10 protein-coding genes are annotated in these 12,820 nt (G+C 69.3%); 3 read left to right on the top strand and 7 right to left on the bottom strand.

The features are described from left to right. Positions 1-40 precede the first annotated feature (40 nt). Positions 41-1,021, top strand: coding sequence for an MGH1-like glycoside hydrolase domain-containing protein (locus ACQP2E_RS04600; RefSeq protein WP_433828626.1), 981 nt, complete (start codon positions 41-43; stop codon positions 1,019-1,021). A gap of 73 nt (positions 1,022-1,094) precedes the next feature. Here the strand turns inward: ACQP2E_RS04600 and ACQP2E_RS04595 are convergent, their stop codons facing one another. The 4 genes from ACQP2E_RS04595 to ACQP2E_RS04580 form a co-directional block, all read right to left on the bottom strand. Then, positions 1,095-1,583: a MarR family winged helix-turn-helix transcriptional regulator gene (locus ACQP2E_RS04595; protein WP_433828625.1), complete on the bottom strand. Its 489-nt coding sequence runs from the start codon at positions 1,581-1,583 to the stop codon at positions 1,095-1,097. 229 nt (positions 1,584-1,812) lie between these two features. Next, the gene (locus ACQP2E_RS04590) at positions 1,813-2,202 is read right to left on the bottom strand and encodes a cupin domain-containing protein (protein WP_433828624.1); all 390 of its coding nucleotides are present in this window, start codon (positions 2,200-2,202) and stop codon (positions 1,813-1,815) included. Between the two features lie 19 nt (positions 2,203-2,221). After that, positions 2,222-3,937 carry a sensor domain-containing phosphodiesterase gene (locus ACQP2E_RS04585; RefSeq protein ID WP_433828623.1) on the bottom strand — a complete coding sequence of 572 codons (1,716 nt, stop codon included), beginning with the start codon at positions 3,935-3,937 and terminating at the stop codon, positions 2,222-2,224. Between the two features lie 328 nt (positions 3,938-4,265). After that, positions 4,266-8,507, bottom strand: a complete 4,242-nt coding sequence (locus ACQP2E_RS04580) for an AAA domain-containing protein (RefSeq protein ID WP_433828622.1) — start codon at positions 8,505-8,507, stop codon at positions 4,266-4,268. A 91-nt stretch (positions 8,508-8,598) separates the two neighbouring features. Here ACQP2E_RS04580 and ACQP2E_RS04575 point away from each other — a divergent pair, with 91 nt between their 5' ends. Beyond that, positions 8,599-8,817, top strand: coding sequence for a hypothetical protein (locus ACQP2E_RS04575; RefSeq protein WP_433828621.1), 219 nt, complete (start codon positions 8,599-8,601; stop codon positions 8,815-8,817). 18 nt (positions 8,818-8,835) lie between these two features. Here the strand turns inward: ACQP2E_RS04575 and ACQP2E_RS04570 are convergent, their stop codons facing one another. The 3 genes from ACQP2E_RS04570 to ACQP2E_RS04560 all read right to left on the bottom strand — a co-directional run bounded on the left by ACQP2E_RS04570 (position 8,836) and on the right by ACQP2E_RS04560 (position 11,400). Continuing rightward, on the bottom strand, positions 8,836-9,315 hold the full coding sequence (locus ACQP2E_RS04570; RefSeq protein ID WP_433828620.1) for an SDR family NAD(P)-dependent oxidoreductase: 480 nt from the start codon (positions 9,313-9,315) through the stop codon (positions 8,836-8,838). Between the two features lie 219 nt (positions 9,316-9,534). Continuing rightward, on the bottom strand, positions 9,535-10,203 hold the full coding sequence (locus ACQP2E_RS04565; RefSeq protein ID WP_433828619.1) for a hypothetical protein: 669 nt from the start codon (positions 10,201-10,203) through the stop codon (positions 9,535-9,537). Positions 10,204-11,031: 828 nt separating this feature from the next. Beyond that, the gene (locus ACQP2E_RS04560; protein ID WP_433828618.1) at positions 11,032-11,400 is read right to left on the bottom strand and encodes a hypothetical protein; all 369 of its coding nucleotides are present in this window, start codon (positions 11,398-11,400) and stop codon (positions 11,032-11,034) included. Positions 11,401-11,457: 57 nt separating this feature from the next. On the opposite strand from ACQP2E_RS04560, the gene ACQP2E_RS04555 reads away from it, so the two are divergent. Beyond that, positions 11,458-12,786, top strand: coding sequence for an AAA family ATPase (locus tag ACQP2E_RS04555; RefSeq protein ID WP_433833766.1), 1,329 nt, complete (start codon positions 11,458-11,460; stop codon positions 12,784-12,786). Positions 12,787-12,820 lie beyond the last annotated feature (34 nt).

Raw genomic sequence — 12,820 nt, 5'->3', positions numbered from 1 at the left:
AGGTTTCCACCGGACAACACAGGGAAGGGCCGTCATCACCATGCACGCCGACGTCTCCGCCGAACTCTGGAAGTCCGCGACCTGGGTGCTCGACACCGGCCGCGCGAATCGCCCAGCCCGCACGAGCTGGGACATCGCGGTCACTTCGATCGGTTTCGCCTACACCGATCCGGCGCGCGCCTGGAGCTCACTCCGAGGCCTCTTCGAGGCCCAGCGACCCGACGGCCAGGTGCCTCACCAGACCTTCATTCCCGGGTACGCCCAACGCCCGGCCCGGCCCGTGTCACCACCGCTGCACGCCGTGGCGGCGTGGGAGGTACACCGGCGGTCGGCAGGGCACGGTGCGTCCATGCTTCGTCATGCCCTCGCCGAGCTCGACTGGCTCTACCCTCGCCTCTCCGCTCAGCAGGAGTTCCTCACCGACGAGGTGGCGAACCCCGGCTTCGACGCGATCCTCGGCGCCGCCGATCTCGCCCTGGCCCAGATCGCCGGGGCGCTGGGCCGGCCCTCCGACGCTGACCGGCACCGCGACCGGGCGCAGGCCGTGACGGCCGCGATGGTCCGGCGGCTCTGGGATCCGGCGACCCGCACGTTCCGGTCCCGGGACGCACGCACCGGCGAGGCCGGGCCGGCGCACACCGCCGGTGGGCTACTGCCGCTGCTGCTCCCGGATCTGCCCGGCGAACTGGCCGAGGCGATCCTCGACGAGATGGCGTCCGAGCGGTTCGGGCTGCCGGTACGGACCGGGCTGCCGGTACCGGAGAACGACGGCACCCGGCGCGGGCCGATCCGCATCGATCTGAACTGGCTGCTGTGCCGCGGCCTGCTGGTGCACGGCCGCCGGGCGGAGGCGGAACAGCTGCGCGCCGCCACGACCGGCTTGGTCAACGCGAACGGCCATCACGCCGGCTACGACCCGGACACCGGTGAGGGCATCGGCCCGTCGTCGGACGAGCGAACCGCAGCCCTCAGCCTGGACCTGCTGGCCGACCGCTCAGCCCCGGCATACGCCCGCGCCTAGCGACGGCGATTTTCCGACATTTCCGAAATGTCGAGCAAGGAGAGGCAACAGCCAGGCGCCGGTCAGGCGCCGCTCAGGATTCCGGGTCGCGGACTTCGAGCGGCTGCTCCAGCAGCGCCTCGGCCACCCGGGTCAGCTGGCGGGCCTGTGCCGCGGTGAGCCTGTCGAAGACCAGCTGCTGGACGGCCTCGGCGTGGCCCGGCGCGGTTGCCACGACCTTGGCCCAGCCCTCGTCGGTGAGCACCGCGATCTGCACCCGGCCGTCGGCGGCGTCGCGTTCCCGGCGGATCCAGCCCTTCTCCTCCAGCCGGGCCACCACGTGGGACAGCCGGGACAGTGAGGCGCAGGCCCGCTGCGCCAGCTTGCTCATGGCGAGCCGGCGGTCCGGGCGCTCGGAGAGGGTCACCAGGACCAGGTACGCCATGTGGGTCAGCCCGGCGTCGCGCTGCAGCTGAGCTTCGAGCGCGGCCGGCATCTTGACGAGCACCTCGACCAGCTGGCGCCAGGTGTGCTGCTGCTCGTCGGACAGCCAGCGAGGCCCGCCGTCGATGGGCTCAGTCATGCTGGCAGGTTAATGCTGATCGAGCGGCCCGGGCGAAGCCGGGCAGCAGACATCCGCCAAGATCCATATATCGTCAGTCGATTCGATCGACTTACGTGAACCTGGACCGGTAGTCTGTGCAGGGACTTTCACCCCGACACGACGCCGGAACCGGCTGGCTGGGGGGCCTCGGCCGGTTCCGGCGTCGTTTAACGGATCGCCAGGACCGCAGATCACCAGGACCGCGGGCTCACGCCGACGGCGGCTCGTCCTTTCCGGCCTCTTCGGCCGCGTCCGCCTCTTCCTTTGTCTTGTGCACAGCGCCGTCCGCGTGTTCCGGCGGGCCGTAAACCGTGTAGAGGACCAGCGGGTTCGGGCCCTCGTTGGTGAAGTTGTGCTTGCGGCCGGCCGGCACCACGACCAGGTCACCCTGGGCGACGTTGCGGGTCTCGCCGGAGATGACGGCCTTGCCGACCCCGCTCACGAACGTGAGGATCTGGTCGACCTCGTGGATCTCCTCGCCGATCTCGCCGCCCGGCGGGATCGTCATGACCACGAGCTGGGTGTGCTTGCCGGTCCACAGGACGCGGCGGAAGTCGGGACTCTTTTCCGCGACGGTGGCAATCGTGAAGTGCTCCATGCACCGCACGTTACCCCCGTCAGGCGCCGCGCAATCGGAGCGGCGAAACAGGTGACGGACGACCGATCAGATAACCCTGCACGTAATCGACGCCCAGCTCACGCAGCATCCGCAGGGTCGGCTCGTCCTGCACGAACTCGGCGACGGTGTGTATTCCGTACGCCTGGCAGACCTGGACCAGCGCGCGGACCAGGACCTGGTCCTGTGGGTTGTCGACCAGATCGACGACGTATTCGCCGTCGATCTTGACGAGGTCGATCGGGAAGATCCGTAGGTAGCGGAAGGACGCGTACCCGGAGCCGAAGTCGTCGAGGGCCAGCCCGCAGCCGAGGTCACGAACCCGGTCGGCGAAGCGGCGCGCCTCGCTCAGGTTGCCGATCAGCGCGGTTTCGGTGATCTCGAAGGTGAGCTGCGCCGGGTCGACCCGGTACCGCTCCAGCAGTTTCTCCACCTCGGTGGTGAGCCGCGGGTCGCCGACCGAACGGCCGGAGAGGTTGACCTGGAGGCAGAGGCCTGGCTCGTCGGCGGCGAGCCGCATGGCCCGCTCCACCACCCAGAGGTCGATGTCGAAGATCGCGTCGAGCCGCTCGGCGGTGTCCAGCACCTGGATCGGCGACTGCGGGCCGTCCGCCTCGTCGATCACCCGCAGCAGCAGTTCGTGCCGGGTCACCTTGTTCGACTGGAGTTCCAGGATCGGCTGCGAATAGAGCGTGAACCGGTCGGTGCCGAGCGCGTCGGCGACCCGGCTGCGGTACGAGCCCTGCCGGTCGCGTACCGGAACCGGGTGGGCCACCAGGGTGAGCGGGCGGCCGAGCTCGCGGGACTGGCGCCAGGCCTGCTCGGCGTCGATCAGCAGGCCGTGGCTACCCGCTTCGGCATCCCGCTCGAACCGGACCAGGCCACCCCAGGCGCCGACGGTCAGGCAGTCCTGCTCCAGGCGGAACGCCCGCAGCGCGTCGACCAGTTGCCGGGCGTGTTCGTGTGCCGCGTTCCAGCCGGCTCCGGCGAGCAGCACGCCGATCTCGGTCGGTCCGACGCGGCCGAGCAGGTGCTCCGGCCTTACCTGGTCCTCCAGCAGCCGGGCGGCGCCTCGGAGCAGCTCGGCGTTGTGCTCCGGGCGTACCCCCTCGGCGCCCTCGCCGTCGACCTGGACGCGCAGCACGAGCACCGCGCCGGCCGCGCCGCGCAGCGCGCGGTCGATCTCGTCGGCGAACCTGGCCCTGGTGAGCAGCCCGGTGCCCGGATCCGGTTCGACGAGCGATGCCTGCACGGTCTCACCGCGGCGGGTGAGCCGGGCGTTCTCCCGGCGGGCGCGTTCCCGGGCGGAGACGTCAAGGACGGTGCCGCGGATGCCCCGGACGGTGCCGTCGGAACTCATCATCGGCTCGAGCCGGCAGTCGACGTCGAACCAGCCGCCGTCGGTACGCATCAACCGGACCGTCGTGTGCACGGTGTTCCGGCTGGTCCACGACCCGGTGATGGCTCCGAGCGCTTTCGCGTGGTCGTCGCGGTGCACGTAACGAGCCAGGATCTGGCGGGTCATCTCCTTCTCGGCGGGTGGTCGGCCGAGCATTGCGGAGAGTGCGGCCGACCAGACGATCTGGTCACCGGTCGCGGTGTAGGTGAACCAGGCCGCCCGATCCTCCGCGGACTGCCGTGGCTCGGGCAGCGCGGGCTCGGGCAACGCTGTCGGGGACGCCGGCGACCAGCGTTCCCGTTCTTCGGGCACGGTCATCCGCCGACACCTCCCCCCTTGCGCAACGCTGTTCCCCCCAGCAAGCCAAGACCCCTCACCTATTACGACCCGTGACCGGGCTGTAGTAACAGTGGACGCAAGCGTCAAAGTTTTGACGGTTTCGCCAGCAGGGTCATGAGCAGGGAATTATCGCCCATCCAGAGCAGCGAAACAACCGAACGGACGACCGCGTCGCACCACAATTCCGCCTAAATGCCGCCTCCACTTCATGACAGAAAGTCACTGCTTGTATCTGTCACGAAACCTTCCGCATTCTCCTACCCGGAGTTGACCGTCCACATGCACTCAGCGTCCGGCCAAGAGTGCGTTAGGTAATCGAGGGGATTTCCAGCTCCTCGATCCGCTGCCAGAGCGGCCGCATCGCCGCCTCCGGCTCCCGTGCGAAAACACTCCCCCGGATCCGCACGAACACGCAGTTGCCGACCCGTTCGAGCACCGACTGCCGGCGCATGTCGCTCTCCCAGCGCTCCGGGCCGTGGTACGCGTCCCCGTCGCACTCGATCGCGAGCCGCCTGCCGTCCGGCGCGTTCAGCACGAAGTCGATCCGGTAACCGCCGATCCGGAACTGCGGTATCGGCCGGAAACCCCGGGCCACCAGCAGCTTGAGCACGTCACGTTCGAAGTCGCTCTCGCAGCGGGCGGCCAGGTCGGCAGCAGCGGCCTCGGTCGGCAGGTTCAGCGCGTACGACAGGAGCAGTCCCCGGGCGTCGTCGGCGGCGAGAGCGGACGGCCGTACCGAGTGGAAGATCCAGAGCTGGTCCCGGGCGCGGGACGCCGCCACGTTGATCCGCCGGTGGTAATCGCGCTTCGTGAAGGCCGCCACCCGCGGATCATTTTCGGACACCACCATCGAGACGAGCATGACGTCACGCTCGTCGCCCTGGAACGTGTACGCGTCACCCACCCGCAGCCGCCGGGCCTGGATCTCGTCCTCGCCGATCGCCTCCCGCAGCGACGCGATCAGGTGCCCGGCCTGCCCACTGCTGCTCAACAGGCTGATCACGCCGAGCGTCTTCCCGTCATACCGCGGGTCCGCCACGATCTTGGTGATCCGCTCGGTCAGGGCTGTCGACTCCTCCAGGTTGACGTCGCCGAAACCAGCCAGCGACTGGCGTACGCCGGTCTCGCAGAAGACCGTCTGGATCGGCGGCAGCACCGGGCGGTCGGCCCGCAGCGGCATGATCTTGTTGTCGTAGTAGTGCCGCGACGAGAACTCGATGATCTGCGGCACGCAGCGGAAGTGCTCGGTCAGCAGGATCCGCTCCGGCGAGCGGCGGACCGCGTGGTCGTAGAGCGACGACTCCGGGTCGAAGTGCTCGGCCGACGGCACACCGTCCAGGTGCCGCTGGATCAGGCCGGAGACCGCGCCGACGAAGCCGAGCTGCGGCCCGATCTGCTGATCGTCGCCGACCACCACGGCCCGTTCGGCGAGCGAGAGCACTGGCAGCGCGAACAGGTCCGCCTGCGAGGCCTCGTCGACGATCACCACGTCGAACTTGGCGCCACCGGCGAACTGCTCGATCGCCCGGTCCACCGACATGACCCAGACCGGCACCGCGCTCACCGCGGACTCCATCGCCCGCTGCGCGTGCGCCTGCCAGGCCGCGGCGCCCCGGCCGGTGCCCTTGCCGATCTTGCGAAGGGCCGTCGTCCAGTCCGCCAGCGCGGCGCGGCGGCGGTCGTCCAGCGCGCGAGCCACCTCAAGCCACGCCGAGCCGACCACCAGCTCACCGGTCAGCCGCCGGATCTTCGCGCGAGCCCGTTCCACCCGGCGGGCCAGCATCGCCGGATCCACGTCACCGACCACACCGTCGAACCAGGTCTGCGCACGCCGCCACTCCCACGCCTCCAGGCACGCCTGGCCGGAGACGACCGGATGCTCCCCGCTCGCGATCCGGGCCGCCCACTCCGGCGCCGACGAGGTGAGCCGGTCGTGCGCCGCGTGGAACCGCAACACGTCCGGCTGCAGCAACACCAGCCGCCGCACCTCGGCGACCGCCTCGTCCCACCCCTCCAAGGTCTTCCACGCCTCGGCCAGCTCCGGCCAGGGCGCCACCCGCTCCGCCACGGCGCGCGCTTGCGCTTGCGCCCTTTCCAGGGCGAAAACCCCGGCCGCGCTCTCCAGCATCCCGGCCACGTCCGCCAGGCACGCTGCGTCGAGCGCAAGCTCCTTCTGGGGTACGAGTAAAGCGATGCGTTCCTCGAGCGGAGGCCACCGGTTCAGGTCGAAGTCGAGCGACTGGTTCGCCTCGGCGAGCAGTGTTCCCGCCCAGATCTCCGGGTCGCCCCAGCCTGTCGCCGGAGCCGGCACCGACAGCCGCTCCACCCACTCCGCCCACGAGTCACCGAGCCGCTGACGAGCCTGCGACCGGCGGACCCCGGCGATCACCAGGTCGATGTCGGCGACCGTGCGGACTGGTTCGCCGTCCACCCGGATCTCGTCGGCCAGCCGGTACAGCCCGGCCTGGAGCAGCCTGTTCAGTCCGCGGCCCGCCTCGAACCGCTGCCGGATCTCACCCAGCCGGGTCAGCAGCAGTTTCGGCTCGGCCAGGATCGGGTCCGGCACCGCGATCCGGTGGCCGGTCACCTCCCGGGCCAGCGTGGCAAGCTCGGCGAAGAGAGCTTCGGTGGTGACCACCTGGTCGTTCCAGAGCCTGCGCCAGTGCGGATCGTCGAGCAGCCGGCCCAGCCGGTCGGTCCAGGTTCCCTCGCGCCGCCGCAGCCAGGCCAGGGCATCCCTCAACTCGGCGAGCAGTTCGGTCATGCCGTCGCGCTGCTCCGTGCGTACCCTCGCGATGTCGAGGCCTTGGTCCACCAAGCGGGAGAGGGCCGCTTCGATCTCGTCGCATCGCTGCCGGGACGCCGCGACAGCGGCGGCATCCGGCAGGTCCTGGATCTCCGGCGACGGACGCATCGCGGCCGCGCGGTCCTCGGCCGTGAGCCGGGCCGCCAGCTTGAGCATCGTCGCGAATTCCTCGATGGTCAGCGGCGGCGGACCGGTCAGCGGATCCGGGATGCCGCCATGCGCGGCGGCACGCTCCCGTAACCACGCGCCCACCTCGGCGGGGAGCAGAGCAACCCCACCGATCTGGTACGTGGCCGCTTCACTCTCGGCGATCAGCCGCAGGCCGGCTGTCGCGCTGGCGAGCTCACGTTCCGCCTCCTCCAGCGAGCGGGTGAGCCGATCCACCCGGCGCGCCTCGGCCTCCTTGTCCAGCGTCGCCGCCCGGTCGGACAGCTCCCGCGCGGCGAGTTGCAGCTGTACCAGCTGATCGGTGGTACGCCCGAGAACCGCGAGGCAGAGCGCCTGCACTTCCTCCGGGAGGCCGTCGCGGAGAACCCGCAGCGGTTCCTCTTTCTGCGCGACCACCAGGACCCGCTTGCCGTTCGCCATCAGATGGCAGATCAGGTTGCGGATCGTGTGCGTCTTGCCGGTGCCGGGCGGGCCCTGCACGGCGACGTTCCGGTGGTGCGCGAGGCGGCGGGCGATCGACTCCTGAGCCTCGTTCGTCGGCAGCGGCATGAGCAGGCGCTCACCCACGCGTTCCCAGGTCTCCGGCTGGTCGTCGGGCATCTCCAGGCGGCTCGGCTCGTGCGCCACGATCGCGGCGAGCGAACCCACCGCGCCGAAGTCGCCGCTGGTGAGCCGGTCCCGCAGGTTTTCCAGGAAGGCGCGGAGGTGGCGCTGGCGGGGGCGCGCGAAGAGGACGGCGACGTCGCGGATGCCGTCTTTCTGGGTCTTCTCACCATTTTCTATGATTGTTCGGTCGAAGCCCAGCCTGGTCAGCGCTCGTTCGAAGAATTCGCGGCGCTCGAAGTCGTTCCAGAGGTCGACTTCGAGGGTGCCGCCCGGGCCGGCCAGGTTTGTCAGCTGGTTGAGGTACCGCTCGTCGAGGCCGGTCAGCGCCTCGACCTGCAGCCGGGACGGGCCGGCCGGGGAGACGCTGATCAGAGCTTGGTCGGGGTCGTACTCGATCAGGACCGGGGTGGCGACCAGTGGGTACCGCACCCGGCTGCCGTCGATCGTGGTCTCCAGGATGCCGTGGCCCCAGACCAGTTCGGTGGTGGCGGTGGCCATGTCGAGCTGGTGCATCTGGTCGAAGAGGCGGCGATGGAGTTCGCGGGTCTGCTCGGCGGCAGCGGTGGCAAGCGACCAGGGCCGCCAGGTCGCGTCACGCCAGGCCTCGAAGTCGTCCGGCTCTTCTGTCTCTTTAGCTTCTTTTGTCTCGCCTGTTGCTTTGGTTTCGCTTGTTTCTTTTGTTTCGGGTTCGGTTGCCGCGGTTACCTCGCCGCGCAGGCGGCGACGCAGGGCGGCCGGAACCGCGGGCGGCGCTGGGAGCTCGGGGCGGCCGACGCGCAACCAGGACGTGCCGTCGGCGCCCGGGCCGGTCCGGCAGTCCGGGTGCTCGGGCAGGTCATTCAGCCAGTGCGCGTCGGACGGAAGGGTCCGCGACGGCCGCTCCATCTGCGCCCGGACCGCGAGCAGGTAGTCGGCGACAGCCACGGCCCGATCCCGGATCGTCGTGGGTGACTCCCGCTGCTCGGCCATCCCAGGGATTCTAGGGCCTGTTGTGGTGATCTTCGCGGGGCTGCTGCGTGCCTCGGCACCCGCTATGGTGGCGCGCACTGATCTTGGATCGATGCCTCGGATGTGGAAGCCGGCCCTGGTACAGCGCGGCGCCGGCATCGGCCGCTGCTTCCAGCTCTTCCACGCCGACTTCGGCGCCTCGATCGCCCGGGTGGCCACCGTTTACGGCATCGCCCTCGGCGTGGTGGGCACCGCATTTCTCGTCACGACATATGCGGATATGAGGGCCCGGCGCGAGTCGTTCTCAACGGCTTACCTGATGGCAGGCTGACGCAGCCTTCGCACGGGGTCAGGTTTCCTCGGGGTCTCGGCCCTGAGCTGACCGGCCGCCGTCCACCGGGATTGTGGCGCCGTTTATGAAGGAGGCCGCGGTGGAGAGGAGGAAGGCCACCGCCTCGGCCACCTCGGACGGGTGGCCCATTCTGCCGAGCGGGTGGAGCAGGCGGATCTCCTGGTGAAAGTGGTCACGACCGGGTTCGGAGAGGGCCGCCAGGTGGGATTCGGATCGGTCGGTGGTGATCGAGCCCAGGGCCAGGGCGTTCGTGCGTACCCCTGACGGGCCGTAATCGACGGCCAGCGCTCGGGTCAGGCCTTCGATGGCTGCCTTCGCGGTCGCGTACGGAAGGGCGCCTCGCACCGCACGGCTCGCCTGATGTGACGAGATGTTGACGATCGAGCCATCAACCTCGGCCGCGGTGAGGAAGTGGCGTATCGCTGTCGCGCAGCCGGTCAGGACCGGGTCGAGGTTTTGGCGGATCAGGGTGGACACCTCGGTGGGTGACTCGTGCAGGGTGGCGTCGCGGAAGATCGGCCGATTCCTCGGCCTCCGCCGGTGACCACGAATGACGGCATCCGGCCATCCTGCCGCAACAGCTCGCCCGAATGAGGCCTCAGGAAGAAAGCGGCCCTGGAACGACGGGACGATCAACGGCCACCTCGGCGGCGGCTGCCTGAGGTGGCCGTTGATGGGTGGAGTTACCAAAAGTTGTCAGGGGAACTGCATGCGCCTCGGGCGCGGGATCACCGGCGGCGGGAGGGGCAGGTCGTCCAGGTGGCTCCAGTTGAGGGTGCCGTTGTCAGTGGACTTGACCTCGCCCAGGCAGGCGCGGAGCAGGCCGAGATTGGGCGCGCCGGCGAAACCGGCGATCACGACCTCGGGTTTTGTCGCCATCTGGGCGATCGCCGCGCAGATCTTGGCCACTTCGCGCTCGTCGACGGCGTCGAGCGGAAGCGGGGCCTCGACCGGTGAACGGCGCCACGGCGGGCCGAACCGGCGGAGCAACTCACGGGCGAGGCGGCCGAAGGAGCGGCCGACCTCGGCGTCGCGCATCGAGATCCGCGCGGACTGTCCATAACACCACGGCACCACGACGTGCCCATTGATCAAAACAAGCTGGTACACCGAGCGGGGCACCGCAATGATCTCCGCGCCCGGGAGTGTGCCCAGGAAGAGGACCAGTTCCTCATAGGGCAACGCCCAGCGCGGGTTCGCGAGCACACGCTCCACCGTCTGTGTCATCGCCGGGTGCGCGTGCACCTCGCGGTCGATCGCGGTGCTCAAAGCCTCGGGTACCCGGGTCCAGAGCTCGTCGGCGATCTGATCACCAAACTGCTCGATGAGCCATTCACTCGGACCGACGAGAACGTCTGGGCGCATTCCCCACCACCACCGTCCGTGTTACTGACGTCACTGCTGGCTAGAAGAGTTGCACTTCCGATGATCGACTGGAAGGGGTCGCAACGAGATCATAAAAACAACCGTGAATGAACTCGCGCATGTCGACCAACAGGCTGCCACGACGTTGGAGCGAGCAGTCGGGGAGCGACGAAACCTGCAACTTGCGCAAGCGAACCGCATGCGCAAGTTGCAGGCTGGCTTCGCTATTCGCCCGCACTCAATATTCAAGACGAGAGTTATTTCCGGTCGATGACGGGTACGCAAACACCACTCCCCCAATCTTGATCAAATGCTCCCCCACCTGCACCGAGGGGCATATTCATGATCATTTCAGGGAGCGCCTATCGGGCGATCTCGGACGTTCCGCCACCTCCTGCAAGTGGTTGCAAGCCGATCTACTCCGCCTTGGCCCCGAGGGGACACAAGATCGCCAGATGGAGCACGACGAAGCAAGTGTCGGATTCCCGTCAGATCAACCAGGAGTAGGACGGGAGCAAGGCACAGAGGCCTGGACAAATGCCACCGGCCGAACTGCGCGGGCCAGGGAACGGGCGCGGGGAACAGGCGTGGGGACGCGCGGCCAAACCGCAATACGCATTTCCCGGCTAGGGGAAAACCATTTCTGGAATGGACGCTGAACCGAGAAAGCGCGAATCGGTAAACGTTTCCGACAAAGCACGGCAAGCGCCTCTGCCCACCTCACGCCTGGGCCGGGCGGGTCGGCGAAGAATTACCCGCCGGAAACGGAAGCGCTTCTCACGGTCGAACAACCGAAAGTGAACAGCCACAGGCTGAACCGTTCACATATCACGGGCCGACGGTGTCCCAGGAGTGCTCGAAACCGTCCGGCCGCAGCCGCCATTCGCGCAGGACGGCCAGGAGCGCCGCTTCGTCGGCCGCTTCGGCGTTCCGGATTCGGACGGCACCGAGGTCGTGGTCGTACCCCTCAAGCCGGTCGGCCTCGAACTCCCAGTGGGTGACCCGGAAGCTGCGTGCGTCGTCGCTGCGCGCCCGCCCGGTGCGCAGGGCGGCCTTGTCGGCCGGCTCCGAGCTGGGCACGATGTGCACGAACGACCACCGGTTCGGCTGCGAGGCGGGCACGAGCACGCCCAGCCGGCGACCGAGCCGGAGCGCCGACAGTTTCACCGCCGGCCAGTCCCATTCACTCCTGTCCATGATGCCGGGCAGCGTACCCATCCGAGGCAGCGCCCACGCTAACGTGCCGGAGTGAGTCTGAGCGCGTCACCGGCAAGCGGCCTGTCCCCGGCAGAAAGCCTGTCACCGGCCGAGGAGGCCGCCGCCGTGATCGCGGCGGTGCTGAGCGACCTGCGGTCCGGCCACCACCGCGGCGTGGTGGTGGACTCGCCGCCCGGCGCCGGCAAGTCGACACTGGTGGTACGCGCAGCCGGCGAACTGGCCGCCACCGGCGAGCCACTGATGATCGTGGCGCAGACCAACGAACAGGTGGACGACCTGATCGACCGGCTCGGCACCCGCTCGCCGGAGGTCTCGGTCGGCCGGCTGTCGGCGGTCGACTACGAGGCGTCGGCCCGGGTCAGGGCTCATCCGAGCTGCCGGGTCGCCCCGAAGGTGACGGACCTGGGCTCGCCCGCGGTCACCATCGGCACGGCGGCGAAATGGGCCACGGTCACCGAGGGAACCTGGGCGTGGGCGATCGTCGACGAGGCGTACCAAATGCGCTCTGACGCGCTGCTGCGTGTCGCTCCCCGATTTGCGCGGGCGCTGTTCGTCGGTGATCCCGGTCAGCTCGATCCGTTCTCGACGGTCGAGGTGGACCGGTGGGTCGGCCTCTCCTGGGACCCGATGCAGAGCGCGGTCGCCGTGCTGCTGCGCCACAACCCGGAGCTTCCGGTGCATCGCCTGCCGGTCTCCTGGCGGCTGCCCGCGTCGGCGGCGCCGGTGGTGGCCGAGGCGTTCTACCCGTTCACCGGGTTCCGGTCGGGCACCGGTCCGGGTGATCGCTCGCTGGTGTTCGGTCAGCCCGCGCAGGGCCCGCTCGACGAGGTTCTGGACACGGCGGCGGCGACCGGCTGGGGGCTGCACGAGCTTCCGGCCCGCTTCACCGTGCGTACCGATGCGGAAGCTGCCGCCGCGTGCGCCGAGCTGGCCGCACGGGCCTTGACCCGGCAGGGGGTCGCCTCCTCGGAGTCCGGGACCGGACCGCTCACGGCGGACCGGATCGCCATCGGCGCCGCGCACCGCGACCAGGTGGCGGTGATCCGCTCGCTGCTGCCGCCGGAGGCCGCCGAGGTCACCGTCGACACGGCGAACCGGCTGCAGGGGCGGGAGTACGACCTGACCGTGGTCCTGCACCCGCTCTCCGGCCGGCGCGACGCCACCGCGTTCCACCTGGAGTCCGGCCGGTTGTGCGTGCTGACCTCCCGGCATCGGCATGCCTGTGTCGTGGTGGCCCGGGCCGGCATCGCGGAACTGCTGGACGCGCACCCGTCCACCGAGCCGGTGCACCTGAACGTCCCGGTGAAGTTTCCGGACGGCTGGGAGGCGAACCAATCGATGCTCGCGCATTTATACAGAGCGTAACACTATGGTAACCGTCAATAAGGTTACCGTGGAT

It is taken from the genome of Actinoplanes sp. CA-015351 (assembly GCF_050955685.1).
Lineage (GTDB): Bacteria > Actinomycetota > Actinomycetes > Mycobacteriales > Micromonosporaceae > Actinoplanes.
Note: the sequence above shows the minus strand (reverse complement) of the source record. Positions and strands in the feature narration are given on the sequence as shown.